Annotated in this window: 18 protein-coding genes; 17 read left to right on the top strand and 1 reads right to left on the bottom strand. The window is 64.3% G+C overall.

The genetic code is table 11. The features are described 5' to 3' along the window. Window positions 1-2 precede the first annotated feature (2 nt). The 17 genes from EJD88_RS22500 to EJD88_RS22420 are packed head-to-tail and all read left to right on the top strand — an operon-like array spanning window position 3 to window position 15,499. Window positions 3-257 (top strand): acyl carrier protein, encoded by a 255-nt coding sequence (locus tag EJD88_RS22500; RefSeq protein WP_003187949.1) that lies wholly within the window; start codon window positions 3-5, stop codon window positions 255-257. Continuing rightward, the gene (locus EJD88_RS22495; RefSeq protein ID WP_099583753.1) at window positions 254-799 is read left to right on the top strand and encodes a hypothetical protein; all 546 of its coding nucleotides are present in this window, start codon (window positions 254-256) and stop codon (window positions 797-799) included. The genes EJD88_RS22500 and EJD88_RS22495 overlap by 4 nt, the downstream gene beginning before the upstream one ends. Further along, entirely contained in the window at window positions 796-2,466 is a 1,671-nt protein-coding gene (locus EJD88_RS22490; RefSeq protein WP_158879070.1) for an acyl-CoA synthetase family protein, read from the top strand. The genes EJD88_RS22495 and EJD88_RS22490 overlap by 4 nt, the downstream gene beginning before the upstream one ends. Then, the gene (locus EJD88_RS22485; RefSeq protein ID WP_099583755.1) at window positions 2,459-3,193 is read left to right on the top strand and encodes a glycosyltransferase family 2 protein; all 735 of its coding nucleotides are present in this window, start codon (window positions 2,459-2,461) and stop codon (window positions 3,191-3,193) included. Before EJD88_RS22490 ends, EJD88_RS22485 begins: the two co-directional genes overlap by 8 nt. Continuing rightward, window positions 3,190-4,125, top strand: a complete 936-nt coding sequence (locus tag EJD88_RS22480) for a glycosyl transferase (RefSeq protein ID WP_099583756.1) — start codon at window positions 3,190-3,192, stop codon at window positions 4,123-4,125. The genes EJD88_RS22485 and EJD88_RS22480 overlap by 4 nt, the downstream gene beginning before the upstream one ends. Then, window positions 4,109-5,650: a histidine ammonia-lyase gene (hutH, locus tag EJD88_RS22475; protein ID WP_112193071.1), complete on the top strand. Its 1,542-nt coding sequence runs from the start codon at window positions 4,109-4,111 to the stop codon at window positions 5,648-5,650. Before EJD88_RS22480 ends, hutH begins: the two co-directional genes overlap by 17 nt. Continuing rightward, on the top strand, window positions 5,643-6,068 hold the full coding sequence (locus EJD88_RS22470) for a thioesterase family protein (RefSeq protein ID WP_158879069.1): 426 nt from the start codon (window positions 5,643-5,645) through the stop codon (window positions 6,066-6,068). The genes hutH and EJD88_RS22470 overlap by 8 nt, the downstream gene beginning before the upstream one ends. 8 nt (window positions 6,069-6,076) lie before the next feature. Further along, window positions 6,077-6,661, top strand: coding sequence for an outer membrane lipoprotein carrier protein LolA (locus tag EJD88_RS22465; protein ID WP_371926578.1), 585 nt, complete (start codon window positions 6,077-6,079; stop codon window positions 6,659-6,661). Further along, entirely contained in the window at window positions 6,651-8,963 is a 2,313-nt protein-coding gene (locus EJD88_RS22460) for an MMPL family transporter (RefSeq protein ID WP_158879067.1), read from the top strand. Before EJD88_RS22465 ends, EJD88_RS22460 begins: the two co-directional genes overlap by 11 nt. Window positions 8,964-8,996: 33 nt before the next feature. Continuing rightward, window positions 8,997-10,244, top strand: coding sequence for an NAD(P)/FAD-dependent oxidoreductase (locus EJD88_RS22455; protein WP_158879066.1), 1,248 nt, complete (start codon window positions 8,997-8,999; stop codon window positions 10,242-10,244). After that, window positions 10,241-10,975, top strand: coding sequence for a class I SAM-dependent methyltransferase (locus EJD88_RS22450; RefSeq protein WP_112193068.1), 735 nt, complete (start codon window positions 10,241-10,243; stop codon window positions 10,973-10,975). The genes EJD88_RS22455 and EJD88_RS22450 overlap by 4 nt, the downstream gene beginning before the upstream one ends. Then, window positions 10,972-11,454 (top strand): hypothetical protein, encoded by a 483-nt coding sequence (locus EJD88_RS22445; RefSeq protein ID WP_112193067.1) that lies wholly within the window; start codon window positions 10,972-10,974, stop codon window positions 11,452-11,454. Before EJD88_RS22450 ends, EJD88_RS22445 begins: the two co-directional genes overlap by 4 nt. After that, window positions 11,451-12,617: a beta-ketoacyl-[acyl-carrier-protein] synthase family protein gene (locus tag EJD88_RS22440; protein ID WP_158879065.1), complete on the top strand. Its 1,167-nt coding sequence runs from the start codon at window positions 11,451-11,453 to the stop codon at window positions 12,615-12,617. The genes EJD88_RS22445 and EJD88_RS22440 overlap by 4 nt, the downstream gene beginning before the upstream one ends. Then, on the top strand, window positions 12,614-13,075 hold the full coding sequence (locus EJD88_RS22435; RefSeq protein WP_099583770.1) for a hotdog family protein: 462 nt from the start codon (window positions 12,614-12,616) through the stop codon (window positions 13,073-13,075). Before EJD88_RS22440 ends, EJD88_RS22435 begins: the two co-directional genes overlap by 4 nt. After that, a complete protein-coding gene (fabG, locus tag EJD88_RS22430) occupies window positions 13,072-13,800 on the top strand; it encodes a 3-oxoacyl-ACP reductase FabG (protein ID WP_099583771.1) in 729 nt (242 codons plus the stop codon). Before EJD88_RS22435 ends, fabG begins: the two co-directional genes overlap by 4 nt. Continuing rightward, a complete protein-coding gene (locus EJD88_RS22425) occupies window positions 13,800-15,026 on the top strand; it encodes a beta-ketoacyl-ACP synthase (RefSeq protein ID WP_112193065.1) in 1,227 nt (408 codons plus the stop codon). Before fabG ends, EJD88_RS22425 begins: the two co-directional genes overlap by 1 nt. Window positions 15,027-15,052: 26 nt before the next feature. Next, complete coding sequence (locus EJD88_RS22420) at window positions 15,053-15,499, top strand: hypothetical protein (RefSeq protein ID WP_099583774.1); 447 nt, start codon at window positions 15,053-15,055, stop codon at window positions 15,497-15,499. Between the two features lie 95 nt (window positions 15,500-15,594). On the opposite strand, the gene EJD88_RS22415 is transcribed toward EJD88_RS22420, so the two are convergent. After that, window positions 15,595-16,488: a LysR family transcriptional regulator gene (locus tag EJD88_RS22415; protein ID WP_099583775.1), complete on the bottom strand. Its 894-nt coding sequence runs from the start codon at window positions 16,486-16,488 to the stop codon at window positions 15,595-15,597. Window positions 16,489-16,506: the final 18 nt, after the last annotated feature.

The raw sequence follows: 16,506 nt of genomic DNA, 5'->3' as shown, positions 1-16,506 counted from the left end.
CCATGCAAACTCGTGACGATATTTTCAACACCCTGCGCGATGCCTTGGTGGAACTGTTTGAACTCCCCCCGGAGCGCGTCACCCTGGACGCCAATCTGTATCAAGACCTGGAAATCGACAGCATCGATGCCGTGGACCTGATCGACCACATCAAGCGCCAGACCGGCAAGAAGATTGCCGCCGAAGAGTTCAAGGCCGTGCGCACCGTGAACGACGTGGTAGAGGCGGTGTACCGTCTGGTCCAACCCGCCGCATGAGCCGGCTGATCGGCCTTGGCCTGTTGTTGGCGGGGCTGCTGTACCCCTTCGCGGTGTATTACGGCACTGAGCACTTTGCACCGTGGCAATTCGGGCTGCTGCTGGGCAGCCTCTGGCTGTTGCGCGCGTTTACCGGCGCACCACGCCCCGGCAGCCGCTGGATGGCGTTGGCGGTGATCGTGTTTTGCCTGTTGCTGGCCTGGTTCGACAACCCGCACTTGCTGCGCTGGTACCCGAGCCTGGTCAGTGCGTTCATGTTGGCGCTCTTTGGGCTGAGCCTGAAATACGGCCCACCGATGGTCGAACGCCTGGCCCGCATGACCGACCCGCAACTGCCGCCCCATGCGATTGTGTATACACGCCAGGTCACCGTGGTGTGGAGCGTGTTTTTTCTGTGTAATGGCCTGCTCGCCGCCGCCCTCACCCTGTGGGCGCCGTTGAGCTGGTGGACGTTGTACAACGGCCTGATCGCCTACGGGCTGATGGGTTTGTTGTTTGCCGTGGAATGGCTGGTACGACAAAGGGTTCGAGGCCGCATATGAATGGGTTGAAACTTGAGCACTTGCTGCTTGAGCCGCTGCAACAGCGTTGGGTCACGACCGAACCTGCCATGAATCACGCCCAGCTGTGGGAGCAATCCCTCAGTCTGGCCGCGGGCCTGCAAGCGCGGGGCATTCGGCGCCTGGCGGTGCACCTGGAAGATGCCGGTGTGCTGGCGATCGCCCTGCTGGGCGCTTGGCGCGCCGGGGTCAGCGTGCTGCTGCCTGCCGATCTGCAGCCCCAGACCCGCCAACGCTGGGCCGATGCCGTCGATGCCTGGCTGGTCGACGCTGCCGATCTCGACGCGCTGTACCAGGCGCCGTTGCCTGGCGCCGCGCTCGACCTGGACAGCTGCCAGCTGAGCCTGTGCACCTCCGGCTCAAGCGGCGAACCCAAGCGTATCGACAAGACCCTGCGCCAACTGGCCAACGAGGTTCAAGCGCTGGAAACCTTGTGGGGTGCGGACCTTAAAGACGCCTGCATCATCGGCAGCGTCGCCACCCAGCACATCTATGGGTTGCTGTTCCGCGTGCTGTGGCCGCTGTGCGCCGGTCGCACCTTTATGCGCAAGCAATTGGCCTTCCCCGAAGACTTGCAGCGCGCCAGCCGCGAGCACACGCAGTTCGCCTGGGTGGCCAGCCCGGCACTGCTCAAGCGCATGGGCGACAACCTCGACTGGCCGGCGCTGAGCCAGGTGTCGCGGGTGTTTTCCTCCGGCGGCGCCTTACCCGTCGAAGCCGCCGCCAGTCTTTACGAGCGTTTGCAGCAATGGCCGACGGAAATCCTCGGCAGCTCGGAAACCGGCGGCATCGCCTGGCGCCAAGGTGCGCAACCCTGGCAGCCGTTTGCCGGTGTGGCGCTGAGCCAGGACGCCGACGGCGCGCTGCGCATCGCCTCGCCTTACCTGCCCGCAGGGCATATCGAACAAACCGCTGACGCTGCGCGCATCCACGCCGATGGCCGCTTCGAGCTGCTCGGCCGCCTGGACCGCATCGTCAAACTGGAAGAAAAACGCATCTCCCTGCCCATGCTGGAGCAGGCGCTGATGACTCACCCCTGGGTCGCGGAAACGCGCCTGGGCGTGGTGCAAGAGAGCCGCGCCTCACTCGGCGCCCTGGTAGTGCTGAGCGCCGAGGGTTTGCACGCCCTGCGCAACCAAGGCCGCCGCAGCCTCACTCAAACCCTGCGCCAACATCTGAGCCAGCATTGCGAAGCCCTGGCCCTGCCCCGTCGCTGGCGTCTGCTGCGCCAGTTACCGCTGAACGCCCAAGGCAAGTTGCCCCAGGCCGATGTGACCGCGTTGCTGCTGGCGCCACGGCCAAAGGCGCCGCAGGTGCTGGAGCAGAGCGAAGCCAATGGCGAATGGACCGTGCAACTGAGCGTGCCGCCGGACCTGGCCTACTTCAGCGGGCACTTCCCGGTCACGCCGGTGCTGCCGGGCGTGGTGCAGGTGGAATGGGCGTTCAACCTGGGCCAGCAATTGCTCGACCTGCCCGCGACCTTCGCCGGCATGGAAGTGCTCAAGTTCCAGCAACTGGTGCGACCGGGCGACCGTATCGAACTGCACCTGCGCTTCGACCGGGAGCGCGGCAAGCTGTACTTCGCCTACCGCAACGGCGTCGCGGCGTGTTCCAGTGGCCGGATCCAACTGGTGGCCGAGCATGCATAAGCCCTGTGCCCTGATCCCGGTCTATAACCATGAAGCCGCAGTGCCAGCCGTGGTGAGCAGCCTGTTGAACAGCGGCCTGCCGTGCCTGCTGGTAGACGACGGCAGCAGCCCGGCGTGCGCCGCCGTGTTGGCGCAGTTGGCGACCCTGGATAACGTCACCCTGCTGACCCTGCCGAGCAACCAAGGCAAGGGCGGCGCAGTGATGGCCGGCTTCCGCGAAGCCGCACGCCTGGGCTACTCCCACGCCCTGCAAGTGGACGCCGACGGCCAGCATGATTTGCGCGAAGTCGAGACGTTTGTGGACACCTCCCGCAGGCACCCCGACGCGATTATCTGCGGCTACCCCGAATACGACGAGAGCGTGCCCAAAGGCCGCCTGTACGCACGCTACCTGACCCACGTGTGGGTGTGGATCAACACACTGTCGCTGCAGATCCGCGACTCGATGTGCGGCTTTCGCGTGTACCCGCTGGCACCGGTGCTGGCGCTGATGGACTCGGCCTATATCGGCACGCGCATGGACTTCGATTCCGACATCCTGGTGCGCCTGGCCTGGCGCAACCAGCCGATGCGCTGGCTGCCGACCCAAGTGCATTACCCCACTGACGGCCTGTCGCACTTTCGTCTGTTCCATGACAACGTGCGTATCAGCGCCATGCACACGCGGCTGTTCTTCGGCATGTTGGTGCGTGCGCCGATGATCCTGTGGCGGCGGTGGCAGGCATGAGCGACAACACCCGACACTGGGCCGACCGCGAAGAGCGCGGCAGCTACTGGCTGATGAAATTCACCGCCTTCGCGGCCAAAGTCCTTGGCCGCCGCCTGCTGAGCCCGGTGCTGTATGGCATCGTGCTGTACTTCTTCCTGTTCGGCCGCAGCGCGCGCCAGAGCGCCTGGCAATACCAACAGCGCCTGGCCGAGTGGAGCGGGCGCGATGAGTTGCGCCCCAGCCATCGCAAAGTGTTCGGCCAGTTCATGGCATTCGCCGATTCCCTGCTCGACAAACTCGACGTGTGGAACCGCAAGCTGCGCCTGGAACAGATCGAAATCAACGACCCCGCGCAATTGCGTGGGCAACTGCGTGGCGAGCGCGGGCAGATGCTGGTGGGCGCACACCTGGGCAACCTCGAAGTGTGCCGTGCCCTGGCCGAGATCGGTGAGCAAGTCACCATGAACGTGCTGGTGCATACCAAGCACGCCGAACAATTCAACCGCCTGTTGGGCGAAGCCGGTGCTACCCATTTGCGCCTGATCCAGGTCAGCGAGCTGGACCCGGCGACCATGTTGCTGCTCAGCCAGCGCCTGGACGAAGGTGAGTGGCTGGCGATTGCCGGCGACCGCGTGCCCCTGCACGGCGGGCGCACGGTGCGCGTGGACTTCCTCGGCCATGACGCCGCGTTCCCTCAAGGTCCGTGGCTGCTGGCCGGCCTGCTCAAATGCCCGGTCAACCTGCTGATGTGCCTCAAGCACAATGGCCGTTACCGCCTGACGATCGAACCGTTCACACCCTTGATCGAATGGAAACGCAGCACCCGCGAGCAGGTCATCGCTCAGTGGACCGCACGCTACGCCGCACGCCTGGGCCAGTTCTGCCTGCAAGCGCCCCAACAATGGTTCAACTTTTACCCTTTCTGGAAGACCGATGACGACGCATCTTGAGCCGGTAACCTTTGGCGAACGCCCCCTGCGCATCGAAGACGTGCTGGCCCTGGCCAACCGTCAGGCGCCCACCCAGTTGCAGGGCGACGCCGCGTATCGCCAGCGCATCGCCAAGGGCGCGCAGTTTCTCGACTCGCTGCTGGACAAGGAAGGCGTGATCTACGGCGTAACCACCGGCTACGGCGACTCGTGCGTGGTAGCGGTGCCGTTGCAGCACGTCGAGGCCCTGCCCCGTCACCTGTACACCTTCCACGGTTGCGGCCTGGGCAAACTGCTCGATGCACAGGCCACCCGCGCCGTGCTGGCCGCGCGTTTGCAGTCGCTGTGCCACGGCGTTTCCGGCGTGCGTGTCGAGCTGCTGGAGCGCCTGCATGCGTTCCTGGAACACGACGTGCTGCCGCTGATCCCGGAAGAGGGCTCGGTGGGTGCCAGCGGTGATCTGACGCCGCTGTCCTACGTGGCCGCGACCCTGTCGGGCGAACGTGAGGTGATGTTCCGTGGCGAACGTCGCCAGGCTGCCGATGTGCACCGCGAGCTGGGTTGGGACCCGCTGGTGTTGCGTCCCAAGGAAGCCCTGGCGCTGATGAACGGCACCGCCGTCATGACCGGCCTCGCCTGCCTGGCCTTCGCCCGCGCCGACTACCTGCTGCAACTGGCCACGCGCATCACCGCGCTGAACGTGGTGGCGCTGCAAGGTAACCCGGAACACTTCGACGAGCGCCTGTTCGCCGCCAAGCCGCACCCTGGGCAGATGCAAGTCGCGGCCTGGCTGCGCAAGGATCTGGCGATTGATGCGCCGACCGCGCCGCTGCACCGCCTGCAGGATCGCTATTCGCTGCGCTGCGCGCCCCATGTGCTCGGCGTGTTGGCCGACAGCCTGAACTGGCTGCGTTCGTTTATCGAGATCGAGCTGAACAGCGCCAACGACAACCCGATCATCGACGCCGAAGAAGAGCGCGTGCTGCACGGTGGGCACTTCTACGGCGGGCATATCGCCTTTGCCATGGACAGCCTCAAGACCCTGGTGGCCAACGTCGCCGACCTGCTCGACCGCCAACTCGCGCTGCTGGTGGACGTGCGTTACAACCACGGCCTGCCGAGCAACCTGTCGGGCGCGCCCGCCGACCGCGCCATGATCAACCACGGCTTCAAGGCCGTGCAGATCGGCACCAGCGCCTGGACCGCCGAAGCGCTGAAAAACACCATGCCGGCCAGCGTGTTCTCGCGCTCTACCGAGTGCCATAACCAGGACAAAGTCAGCATGGGCACCATCGCCGCCCGCGATGCAATCCGCGTGCTGGAGCTGACCGAACAGGTTGCCGCCGCCACCTTGCTCGCCGCCAACCAAGGTGTGTGGCTGCGCGCCCAGGCCGAGGATGCGCGGCCGCTGCCACCGGCGCTGGCTGCCATGCACGAGGAACTGGCCAAGGACTTCCCGCCAGTGATCGAAGACCGCGCCCTGGAAGGCGAACTGCGCCTGTGTCTGCAACGCATCGCCGAACAACACTGGAGGCTGCATGCGTAGCCCCGGCGTATTGCACAGCGACACACAAATTCTGGTGCCGTTTTTTGATGTCGACACCATGAACGTGGTGTGGCACGGGCACTACGTGAAATACCTGGAAGTGGCGCGCTGCGCGCTGCTGGACAAGATCGGCCACAACTACACGGCGATGCTCGAAGCCGGCTACGCCTGGCCGGTGATCGACATGCAGCTGCGCTATGTGCGCGGCGCGGTGTTTGGCCAGACCATCAACGTGCGCGCCAGCCTGGTGGAATGGGAGAACCGTTTGAAGGTCAATTACCTGATTACGGACCTGGCCAGCGGCGAGCGCCTGACCCGCGCCACCACCGTGCAGGTGGCGGTGGAGATGGCCAGCCGCGAGATGCAGTTGGCCTCGCCCAAAATATTCACTGACGCCGTAGAGAGAGCCTTGAAATGAGATCCCCTGTGGCAGCGCTAGTCCTGTTGTTAAGCATTCCAGGCCTGGCTCACGCGTTTGACCTGCAACAACTCAGCGATCAATTGGCCAAACCGTCCGTGATCCACGGCAGCTTCATCCAGGAAAAACACCTGCGCGCCCTGCCGCAGCCGTTGGTCAGCAAGGGCACCTTCGTCCTCGCCAAAGACCACGGCCTGCTGTGGCTGCTCAAGACCCCGTTGCAACAGGACTACCGCATCAGCGCCCAGGGCATCGCCCGGCGTGACGCCAATGGCTGGCAAACGCTGCCAAACAAGAGCGCCGGTGCCGAGCAGAATCGGTTGTTCCTCGCGGTACTCCAGGGCGACAGCAGCGGCTTGCAGCGGGATTTCGAGCTGCAACTGCAAGGCGAGGCCACACACTGGAAACTCACGCTGATCCCGCGCTCGCTGCTGCTGAAGCAGGTGTTCACCCAGATCAATATCGACGGTGGCGCCCTCGTGCAAACCATCGAGCTGCGGGAAACCCAAGGCGACAGCACCCTCCTGCGCATGCAGGACAGCACCGCCGAACAACCGTTGAGCGACGCGGAGCAACACGACTTTGCCCAGTGAGCGCCTGCTGCCGCGCCTGTTCCTGATCCTGCTGGTGGCAGTGCTGGCCCTGGCCGGCTGGCAGTGGCGCCATGGCGCGCCGCTGTCGGCCAACCTGATGGAACTGGTGCCGGGCAGTACGCCGGACGCCCTGGAGCTGCAGGCCGAACAGCGCATGCAGGAACCGCTGAACCGCGAGATGCTGGTATTGGTGGGGCATGCCGACCGCCAGCAAGCGGTGAACGTGGCGCAACAGTTAGGCGAACGCTGGCAGGCCAGCGGCCTGTTCGAAAAGGTGCAGTGGAACCTGCAGGCCGACCTGCCTGCGCTGCGCGAACAGTTGCTGCGTGGTCGACTGGCAATGCTCTCGACCAAGGACCGCGAGCAACTGATCGAACACCCCGACGCCTTTATCCAGCAGCGCGTGCAGGCGCTGTTCGACCCCTTCACCGGGTTCAGCCTGGTGCCGAGCCAGGATGACTGGCTGGGTCTGACCGGACGTATCCAGAACAGCCAGCCGCAACGTGGCTCGGTGCAGTTGGATATCGGCAGCGGCGCGTTGATCGCCGATGCCGACGGCAAAAGCTGGGTGCTGTTGCGTGCGCGCACCACCGGCAATGCCTTTGACATGAAACTGCCGCTGCAGGTGGCGGATTTGCTCCAGGCGAGCCGCGAACAGGCCGGTCAGCAAGGCGCGCAACTGCTGGCGGCCAGCGGTTTGTTGTACGCCGCCAATGGTCAGCAGCAGGCCACGCGGGAAATCACCTGGGTCGGCGGCGGCGCGACCGTGGGCATCCTGCTGTTGTTGCTGCTGGCGTTCCGCCGCTGGCGGGTATTGCTGGCATTCGTGCCGGTGCTGGTGGGCATGTTGTTTGGCGCCGTGGCGTGTGTGGCGCTGTTCGGCCATATGCATGTGATGACATTGGTGCTTGGCTCCAGCCTGATCGGCGTCGCGGTGGATTACCCGCTGCATTACCTGTCGAAAAGCTGGAGCCTCAAGCCGTGGCGCAGTTGGCCGGCATTGCGCCTGACTCTGCCGGGGCTGAGCCTGAGCCTGGCCACCAGTTGCATCGGTTACCTGGCGCTGGCCTGGACGCCGTTCCCGGCGCTGACCCAGATCGCGGTGTTCTCCGCTGCGGGTTTGGTCGGTGCGTATCTGTCAGCCGTGTGCCTGTTGCCGGCCTTGCTCAAAGGCGTTGAGTTGCGCCCGGCGCAATGGCCTCTGCGTATCGCTGAAGGCTTGTGGCAGGTTCGTGCGGCGTTGCTCACTCGCGTGCCGAGCCCGGTGCTGCTGGCGCTGGTACTGCTGTTTTGCGCCGGCGGGTTGTGGCAGCTCAACAGCAAAAACGATATCCGCCAGTGGATCGGCGCACCGCCGCAGTTGCTGCAAGAGGCCCAGGCCGTGGCGCGGATTACCGGTTTCCAGCCCACCAGCCAGTTCTTCCTGGTGCGCGCCGACAATCAACAGCAGCTGCTGGAACGCCAGGCCGCGCTGGGCCAGCGCCTGGATCAACTGGTAAATATGGACAAGCTCAAGGGTTACCTGGCGCTCAATCAACTGGTCAACCTGCCCGCCCAGCAGCAACAGCTGCGCGATGCCCTGAACGCACTGCCACAGCACTGGCAGCCGCTGCTCGACCTCGGCGTACCGGCCAGCGCGCTGCAAGCCGAGGTCGCGCAGTTGCAAGCGCTGCCCACCGAAGACATCGACGCCGCACTGATCGGCCCGATGGCCGAACCCTGGCGTACGCTGTGGCTCGGCCCGGTGGACGGCGGCGTCGCTGCAATGGTCAGCCTGCAAGGCTTGAACAACCCGGTGCTGTTGCGAGTGCAGGCCCTGGACTTGCCGGGCGTGCAGTTGGTGGATCGCCTCGGTGATCTGAACCGCGTGTTCGCCGCCACCCAGATCAGCGCCGCGCAACTGAAATTGATGTCGTGCGTGCTGATCGTGCTGCTGCTGATCCTGCCGTTTGGTTTCGGCGGCGCCCTGCGCATCGTCGCGCTGCCATTGCTGGCCGCACTGTGCAGCCTGGCCAGCCTCGGTTGGCTGGGCCAGCCGCTGACGTTGTTCAGCTTGTTCGGTTTGTTGCTGGTGACGGCGATCAGCGTCGACTACGCGATCCTGATGCGCGAGCAGATCGGCGGCCCCGCCGTGAGCCTGCTGGGTACGCTGCTGGCGGCGCTCACGACCTGGTTGTCGTTTGGTCTGCTGGCCGTGTCCAGCACGCCGGCAGTGAGTAATTTCGGCCTATCGGTCAGCCTCGGCCTGGCATTCAGCTTTATGCTGGCGCCTTGGGCCGGACAACAGAAACACGCCTTATGAATCGGATTATCGCCAAAGCGGCAAGGAGCCCTCGTGCCCACAGTTGAAATGGAACGTCGCCAGGTTGTAGTGATTGGCGCCGGCCCGTCCGGCGCCATCGCCGCCGCGCTGCTCAAGCGCAAAGGGCATGATGTATTGATCATCGAGCGCCAGTATTTCCCACGGTTCTCGATCGGCGAAAGCCTTCTGTCCCACTGCATCGACTTTATCGAAGAAGCCGGCATGCTCGACGCCGTGCAGGCCGCCGGCTTCCAGGTAAAAACCGGTGCCGCGTTCGCCTGGGGCGAGCGCTACAGCGCTTTTGACTTCAGCGACACCTTCAGCAACGGCAAACCGACCACCTTCCAGGTGCAGCGCGGCGAGTTCGACAAGCTGCTGGCGGACCAGGCAGCGTTGCAGGGGGTGGAGATCCGCTACGGCGAGACCATCGTCGGCGTGGATTTCGCAGGCGATAGCCGCTACCTGCATGTACGCCGCGAGAACGGCAGCGAGTACCACCTCAAAGCCAGGTTCGTGCTCGATGCCAGCGGCTACGGCCGCGTGCTGCCGCGCCTGCTGGACCTGGAAGCGCCGTCGAATTTCCCGGTGCGCCAGGCGGTGTTCACCCACGTTGAAGACCGCATCGAACACCCAGGTTTCGACCGCACCAAGATCCTGGTAACCACTCATCCAACCCAGCGCGATATCTGGTTCTGGACGATCCCGTTCAGCAACGGCCGGTGCTCGGTGGGTGTGGTCGCGGCCAAGGAGCATTTCGACGGCCGCGACGGAGACCTCGATGCCTGCCTGCGCGGCTTTATCGACGAAACCCCAAGCCTGTCCGGCGTGTTGCACAACGCGGTGTGGGACACCCCAGCGCGCACCATCGGCGGCTACTCGGCCAACGTCAAAACCCTGCACGGCCCGGGCTTTGCGCTGCTGGGCAATGCGGCGGAATTCCTCGACCCGGTGTTCTCCTCCGGCGTGACCATTGCCATGCGCTCGGCCAGCATGGCGGCCGGCCTATTGGACCGTCAGCTCAAGGGCGAAACCGTGGACTGGCAAACCGAGTTTGCCGCGCCGCTCAAGCGCGGGGTCGACACCTTCCGCTGCTACGTCGAAGGCTGGTACGCGGGGACGTTCCAGGATGTGATTTTCCACCCCGAAAGTTCGCCGGAAATTCGCCGCATGATCAGCGCGATCCTCGCCGGCTACGCGTGGGACGAGCGCAACCCGTTTGTCAGCGAGCCCAAGCGCCGGTTGCGGATGTTGTCGGAGATTTGCGCGAGTGAGCCGGTATGAGCACTCAATACCTGAGTAAAAACTACGTCGAAGAGACGAAGTTCGGCTTCTGGTTCCTGCGCAGCCACACCTGGCAGCACCATGTGCTGCGCGTGGCAATCAACGACCTGCGCAGCCTGTTCACCGACCCGCTGCCCGAGGCGCCGGTATTGCTGGACGCCGGTTGCGGCCAGGGCAAGTCGTTCCGGTACTTGCAGCAGGTGTTCGCCCCCGAACGCCTGATCGGCCTGGATGCCGACCCCCACAGCCTGGCATTGAGCAAGGCTGAAGCCGCACGCCAGGGCCTGGCCATCGAGCTGATCGGCAGCGACTGCGCGACCCTCGATGTGCCGGACGAAAGCGTCGATATCCTGTTCTGCCACCAGACCTTCCATCATCTGGTCGAACAACATCGCGCACTCAAAGAGTTTTACCGGGTGCTCAAGCCGGGGGGCTACCTGCTGTTTGCCGAATCCACCGAGGCCTATATCGATACGTGGGTGATCCGCTGGCTGTTCCGTCACCCCATGCACGTGCAGAAAAGCGCCGAAGAATACCTGCAGATGCTCCGCGAGCAGGGCTTTGAGTTCGGCCCGCAGAACGTTTCTTACCCGTACTTGTGGTGGAGCCGTTCCAGCGACTTCGGCCTGCTGGAACGCTGGGGCCTGCGGAATCCGCCGCCAGTGGGCCAGCGCGAAGAAACCCTGGTCAACTGCGTGGCGCGCAAGCCCCTGGCGAGTGCCGCACCATGATGCGCAGCCTGTTGATCGGCTGCCTGTTGCTGCTGAGCGCCTGCGCCAGCCAGCCGCCGTTGCCGGAAAAAACGCCCGCGCTCGCGTTGCCGATGCAACTGCATGTGCAGCGCCAGGCCGATGGCCAGAGCCAGGACTGGTTGCTGGTGATCCAGCGCGAAGGCGGCGCCATCCGCTGGTCGATGATGGACCCGCTGGGCATTCCTCTGGCCCGGCAAAAACTGATCGATGGCGCCTGGCAGGCCGATGGCTTGCTGCCGCCCAATCCCCAGGCGCGAGAGCTGTTCGCCGCCCTGCTGTTCGCCCTGACCTCGGCGGACGACGTGCGCGCGCTGTATCCCAGCGCCCAGGCGAGGGACCTCACACGGACCCTGCCGGGGCATTGGCAGATCGTCTACCAGTCTTCAGAAGTCTTCAGCGTGAACATGACCGGCCAACCCATGAGCTACCGCATCACACCGCTCGGTGCCGCCCAATGACCGCCTACCTCAACGCCCTTGGCGTGATTTGCGCCCTAGGCCGAGGTCAAGCGCAGGTCAGTCGCAACCTGTTTGCCGGTGACTGCTCAGGCATGTGCGCCGAAAACGGCTGGGTGCCCGAGCGCGTGCTGCCGGTAGGCAGTGTGCGGGGCGAATTGGCGACCATCCCAGTGGAACTCGGCCAGCAGAGCAGCCGCAATAACCAGCTGTTGCTGGAAGCGGCGTTGCAGATCGAGGACGAGATCCGCCAGGCGATCCACACCTACGGCGCTTCGCGGGTCGGCATTGTGCTGGGCACCAGCACCTCGGGCATCGACGAAGCCAGCCGCGGCATCGCCCTGTACCTGCGCGACAAGCACTTCCCCTGCGACTACGACTACCAGCAACAGGAACTCAGCGCCCCGGCGAACTTCCTCGCCGACTGGCTGCAACTGAGCGGCCCGGCCTATGTGATCTCCACCGCCTGCACCTCCAGCGCCCGCGCCCTGATGAGCGCCCAGCGCTTGCTCGACCTGGGGATGTGCGATGCGGTGATCTGCGGCGGTGTGGACAGCCTGTGCAAGCTGACCCTCAATGGGTTCAGCGCGCTGGAAGCCGTGTCGAACGAGCGCTGCAATCCGTTTTCGGCGAACCGCAACGGCATCAATATCGGCGAAGCAGCGGTGCTGTTTGTGATGAGTAAAGCGCCTGCGCCCATCGCCCTGCTGGGCAGTGGCGCCAGTTGCGACGCCCACCATATTTCTGCGCCCGAGCCTACCGGCAAAGGCGCATTGCAGGCGATGCGCAAAGCGCTGGCCAGTGCAAAACTGGCGCCCGAGCAGATCGGCTACCTGAACCTGCATGGCACCGCCACCCAGCACAACGACGCGATGGAAAGCCTGGCCGTCGCCAGCCTGTTCCCCGACGGCGTGGCCTGCTCATCCACCAAGCCCATGAGCGGCCACACCCTCGGCGCAGCCGGCGCACTGGAAGCCGCGTTTTGCTGGCTGAGCCTGACCCACGGCCGCGTCCCACCCCACGTGTGGGACGGCCAGGCCGACCCCACGTTGCCTGCCCTGCAATGGGCGCGCAGCGGCGAAACCCTGGAAAAACCCTGCCTGATGAGTAACTCGTTCGCCTTCGGCGGCAACAACGTCAGCCTGATTATCGGAGAGGCTCCATGACCGCTTGGCCACTCGCCGACCTGCTGCCCCACGCGGGCGACATGATCCTGATCGACCAGGTGCTGTCGTTCGATGAAGAGCAGATCCACACCCGCACCACCGTCAAGCCTGGCGGCCTGTTCAACCGCGCTGACGGTAGCCTGCCAGCCTGGGTCGGCATCGAGCTGATGGCGCAGAGCGTCGCCGCCTACGCCGGTTGCCGTGCGCGCCAGAAAGGCGAGGCGGTGGAACTGGGCTTCCTGCTCGGCACACGTAAGTTCGAGTGCAACGTGGAACACTTCCCGGCAGGCGCCGAGCTGACCATCCACGGCCTGCGCTCTCTGGAAGACGACAACGGCATGGGTGTGTTCGAATGCCACCTGACCGGTGACGGTATCCAGGCCAGCGCCCGCTTGAACGTATTTCGACCGCCCCAGGCGGCCACTTATTTAGATGAATCGAAGGACGAAACGCCATGACTGAATCCGTACTGGTCACCGGCTCCAGCCGTGGCATCGGCCGCGCCATTGCCCTGCGCCTGGCCCAGGCCGGGCATGACATCGTGCTGCATTGCCGCAGCGGCCGTGCCGAAGCCGACGCGGTGCAGGTCGAAATCCAGGCCCTTGGCCGCACAGCACGGGTGCTGCAATTCGACGTGGCGGATCGTGCGACCTGCAAGCAGATCCTTGAGGCGGACGTCGAGCAACATGGCGCCTACTACGGCGTGGTGCTCAACGCCGGGCTGACCCGTGACGGCGCGTTTCCGGCCCTGTCGGAAGACGACTGGGACGTGGTGATGCGCACCAACCTGGATGGTTTCTACAACGTGCTGCACCCGGTGATGATGCCGATGATTCGCCGTCGCGCCGCCGGGCGTATCGTGTGCATTACCTCGGTGTCGGGGCTGATCGGCAATCGCGGCCAGGTCAACTACAGCGCCTCGAAAGCCGGCCTGATCGGCGCGGCCAAGGCCCTGGCGATCGAGCTGGGCAAGCGCAAGATCACCGTCAACTGCGTCGCGCCTGGGCTGATCGACACTGCGATGCTGGACGAGAACGTACCGGTGGAAGAACTGATGAAAATGATCCCGGCACAGCGCATGGGCACGCCGGAAGAAGTCGCCGGTGCGGTGAATTTCCTGATGTCGGCCGAAGCCGGCTATATCACCCGCCAGGTGTTGGCCGTGAATGGAGGCCTGTGCTGATGAAACGTGTAGTCGTCACTGGCATGGCCGGCATGACCTCCCTGGGCGGCGATTGGGCGACCATCTCGGCCAACTTTCGCGCCAACCGCAGCGGTATCCGGCGCATGGACGAGTGGGACCGCTTTACCGAACTGAACACGCGCCTGGCCGGGCCCATCGATGATTTCGTGGTGCCAGCCCATTGGACCCGCAAACAACTGCGCAGCATGGGCCGCGTCTCGCGCCTGGCGGTGTGGGCGGCGGAGCAGGCATTGCAGGACGCCGGGTTGCTCGGTGATGAGTCGATCAAGGACGGGCGCATGGGCGTGGCCTGTGGTTCGTCCACCGGCAGCACCGATGAGATCAAGGCCTTCGGCAATATGCTGCTGAACTCGGTGGCCGAGGGGCTGAATGCCAACTCGTATGTGCGGATGATGCCGCACACCACGGCGGCGAATATCAGCATCTTTTTTGGCCTGACCGGGCGGCTGATCCCCACGTCCAGCGCCTGCACCAGCGGCAGCCAGGGCATCGGTTATGCCTACGAGGCGATCAAGTTCGGCCGCCTGCCGTTGATGCTCGCCGGCGGCGCCGAGGAGCTGTGCCCTACCGAAGCCATGGTGTTCGACGCACTTTACGCCACCAGCCTGAAAAACGACGCCCCGCAAACCAGCCCACGTCCCTACGACAGCGGTCGCGATGGCCTGGTGATCGGCGAAGGCGGCGGCATGTTGGTGCTGGAAGAGTTGGAACACGCCCTGGCGCGGGGTGCACATATTCATGCCGAACTGGTCGGCTTTGGCAGCAACGCCGACGGCCAGCACACCACCCGCCCCGAACAGAAAACCATGCGCCGCGCCATGGAGCTGGCCCTGGAAGATGCCGGGCTGACACCCGACGCGATTGGCTACGTCAACGGCCACGGCACCGCCACCGATCAAGGCGACATCGCCGAGACCCTGGCCACCAGCAGCCTGTTCGGCAGCCGCATGCCTATCAGCTCGCAGAAAAGCTTCCTCGGCCACACCCTCGGGGCGTGCGGGGCGCTGGAGTCGTGGTTCAGCATCGAGATGATGAACCGCAACCAATACGTGCACACCTTCAACCTGGAGTCCGTCGACCCGCAATGCGGCGAACTGGATTACCTGCAAGGTGAATTCCGCGAGATGCACCACGATTACGTGATGAACAACAACTTTGCTTTTGGCGGCGTGAATACGTCGCTGATCTTCCGCCGCTGGTCCTGAATTTTAAATCGATTGGAGAATACGGAATGTCTTCCTTGCTACGCGCCACCCTGATCACCCTGGCCCTGTTGACCACGGCTGGCTGCACCAACAAACCGGTGCTCAACACCCAGCATGACCTGCCGGTCAACGCCCAGGTCAGTGAAGAAAAAATGAAGGCGGTGATCGTCAACGCCCTGCAAAAACGCGAGTGGACGGTGCAGCGCCTGAGCCCGCAACTGGTGCAGGCCGAAATCACCGTGCGTAACCAGTACTACGCCGCCATCGACATCCGCTACACCCGCAACAGCTACGCCATCACCTACCGTGACAGCCGCGACCTGGGCTACAAGGACGGCAAGATCCATCGCAACTACAACCGCTGGGTGAACAACCTGGACAGCGACATCATGGCCGGCTTGCGCAGCAATGGCGTGAGTGCTGAGCAGGGCTCGGCGGCGCAGTTGTTTGAGCAGACGGGCACCACCAAGTAAAACCGAGATTCTGTGGTGAGCGTGCTTGCCCGCGCTGGGCTGCGTAGCAGCCCTCAGATCAGGCGCCGCATTCTGGCTGACAGAGCGCGGCGTTTTTATTGGGCGGCCTTACGCGTCAACAACTCCACAAACGCCTTCGCCATCGGCGTCTGCGCGCCCTTGCGCTGTACCAGCCATACCGAGGTCACCGCCTCGGGATCCAGCAAAGTGCGATACACCACACCGTCAATGCGGATGCGCTGGTAAGACGCCGGCAGCACCGACACGCCCAGCCCCGCCGCCACCAGGCCGATGATGGTCATCGCCTCTCCCGCTTCCTGGGCGAAGTGCGGGCTGAAGCCCGCGTCGCGGCACAGGTTCAGCAGTTGGGCATACAGACCGCTCCCATAGCTACGTGGGAAAAACACAAAAGGCTCGTCAGCCAATTGCGCCAGATGCAAGCCTCGCTCGCTGCCGTCCACCAGCGGGTGACCGGCGCTCAAGACTGCGACCAACGGTTCGCGCATCAGCTCGATCACGCTCAACGAATCCGGCAGCGGCAATGGCCGCATCAGCCCCACCTGGATCGACTCATCCACCAGCGACTCAGCCACTTCGGTGCTGCTCATTTCCTGAAGGTTCAGGTGCACCGCCGGGAACGCCTGGCGAAACGCAAAGATTGCCTGGGGAATACTGGCGTTGAACGGCGCGGACGAGGTGAAGCCGATCTTCAGCTCCCCCAACTCACCCAACTGTGCGCGCCGCGCTACATCCGACGCCTTATCCACTTGGGCCAGCACCAACCGTGCTTCGTGCAGGAACAGGCGCCCCGCCTCACTCAGTTCAACCCGACGATTGGTACGCTCGAACAACCGTGCCCCCACCTCCTGCTCCAGCGCCTGGATCTGCTGGCTCAGTGGCGGTTGCGAGATGCCCAGCACCTGCGCTGCGCGGCCAAAGTGCAACTCTTCGGCGACGGCGATGAAGTACCGCAGATGACGCAATTCCATGCAAACCCCATTAGGTCG

Origin of the sequence: Pseudomonas sp. PB105 (assembly GCF_009764655.1) — a bacterium.
Classification (GTDB): domain Bacteria; phylum Pseudomonadota; class Gammaproteobacteria; order Pseudomonadales; family Pseudomonadaceae; genus Aquipseudomonas; species Aquipseudomonas cyclaminis.
This window is presented reverse-complemented; position numbering and strand designations above follow the sequence as displayed.

What these genes read in the sequence shown, in the direction of transcription:
- EJD88_RS22500 (WP_003187949.1), top strand. Translation starts at nt 3, where the DNA reads ATGCAAACTCGTGACGATATTTTCAACACCCTGCGCGATGCCTTGGTG.
- EJD88_RS22495 (WP_099583753.1), top strand. Translation starts at nt 254, where the DNA reads ATGAGCCGGCTGATCGGCCTTGGCCTGTTGTTGGCGGGGCTGCTGTAC.
- EJD88_RS22490 (WP_158879070.1), top strand. Translation starts at nt 796, where the DNA reads ATGAATGGGTTGAAACTTGAGCACTTGCTGCTTGAGCCGCTGCAACAG.
- EJD88_RS22485 (WP_099583755.1), top strand. Translation starts at nt 2,459, where the DNA reads ATGCATAAGCCCTGTGCCCTGATCCCGGTCTATAACCATGAAGCCGCA.
- EJD88_RS22480 (WP_099583756.1), top strand. Translation starts at nt 3,190, where the DNA reads ATGAGCGACAACACCCGACACTGGGCCGACCGCGAAGAGCGCGGCAGC.
- hutH (WP_112193071.1), top strand. Translation starts at nt 4,109, where the DNA reads ATGACGACGCATCTTGAGCCGGTAACCTTTGGCGAACGCCCCCTGCGC.
- EJD88_RS22470 (WP_158879069.1), top strand. Translation starts at nt 5,643, where the DNA reads ATGCGTAGCCCCGGCGTATTGCACAGCGACACACAAATTCTGGTGCCG.
- EJD88_RS22450 (WP_112193068.1), top strand. Translation starts at nt 10,241, where the DNA reads ATGAGCACTCAATACCTGAGTAAAAACTACGTCGAAGAGACGAAGTTC.
- EJD88_RS22445 (WP_112193067.1), top strand. Translation starts at nt 10,972, where the DNA reads ATGATGCGCAGCCTGTTGATCGGCTGCCTGTTGCTGCTGAGCGCCTGC.
- EJD88_RS22440 (WP_158879065.1), top strand. Translation starts at nt 11,451, where the DNA reads ATGACCGCCTACCTCAACGCCCTTGGCGTGATTTGCGCCCTAGGCCGA.
- EJD88_RS22435 (WP_099583770.1), top strand. Translation starts at nt 12,614, where the DNA reads ATGACCGCTTGGCCACTCGCCGACCTGCTGCCCCACGCGGGCGACATG.
- fabG (WP_099583771.1), top strand. Translation starts at nt 13,072, where the DNA reads ATGACTGAATCCGTACTGGTCACCGGCTCCAGCCGTGGCATCGGCCGC.
- EJD88_RS22425 (WP_112193065.1), top strand. Translation starts at nt 13,800, where the DNA reads ATGAAACGTGTAGTCGTCACTGGCATGGCCGGCATGACCTCCCTGGGC.
- EJD88_RS22420 (WP_099583774.1), top strand. Translation starts at nt 15,053, where the DNA reads ATGTCTTCCTTGCTACGCGCCACCCTGATCACCCTGGCCCTGTTGACC.
- EJD88_RS22415 (WP_099583775.1), bottom strand. Translation starts at nt 16,488, where the DNA reads ATGGAATTGCGTCATCTGCGGTACTTCATCGCCGTCGCCGAAGAGTTG.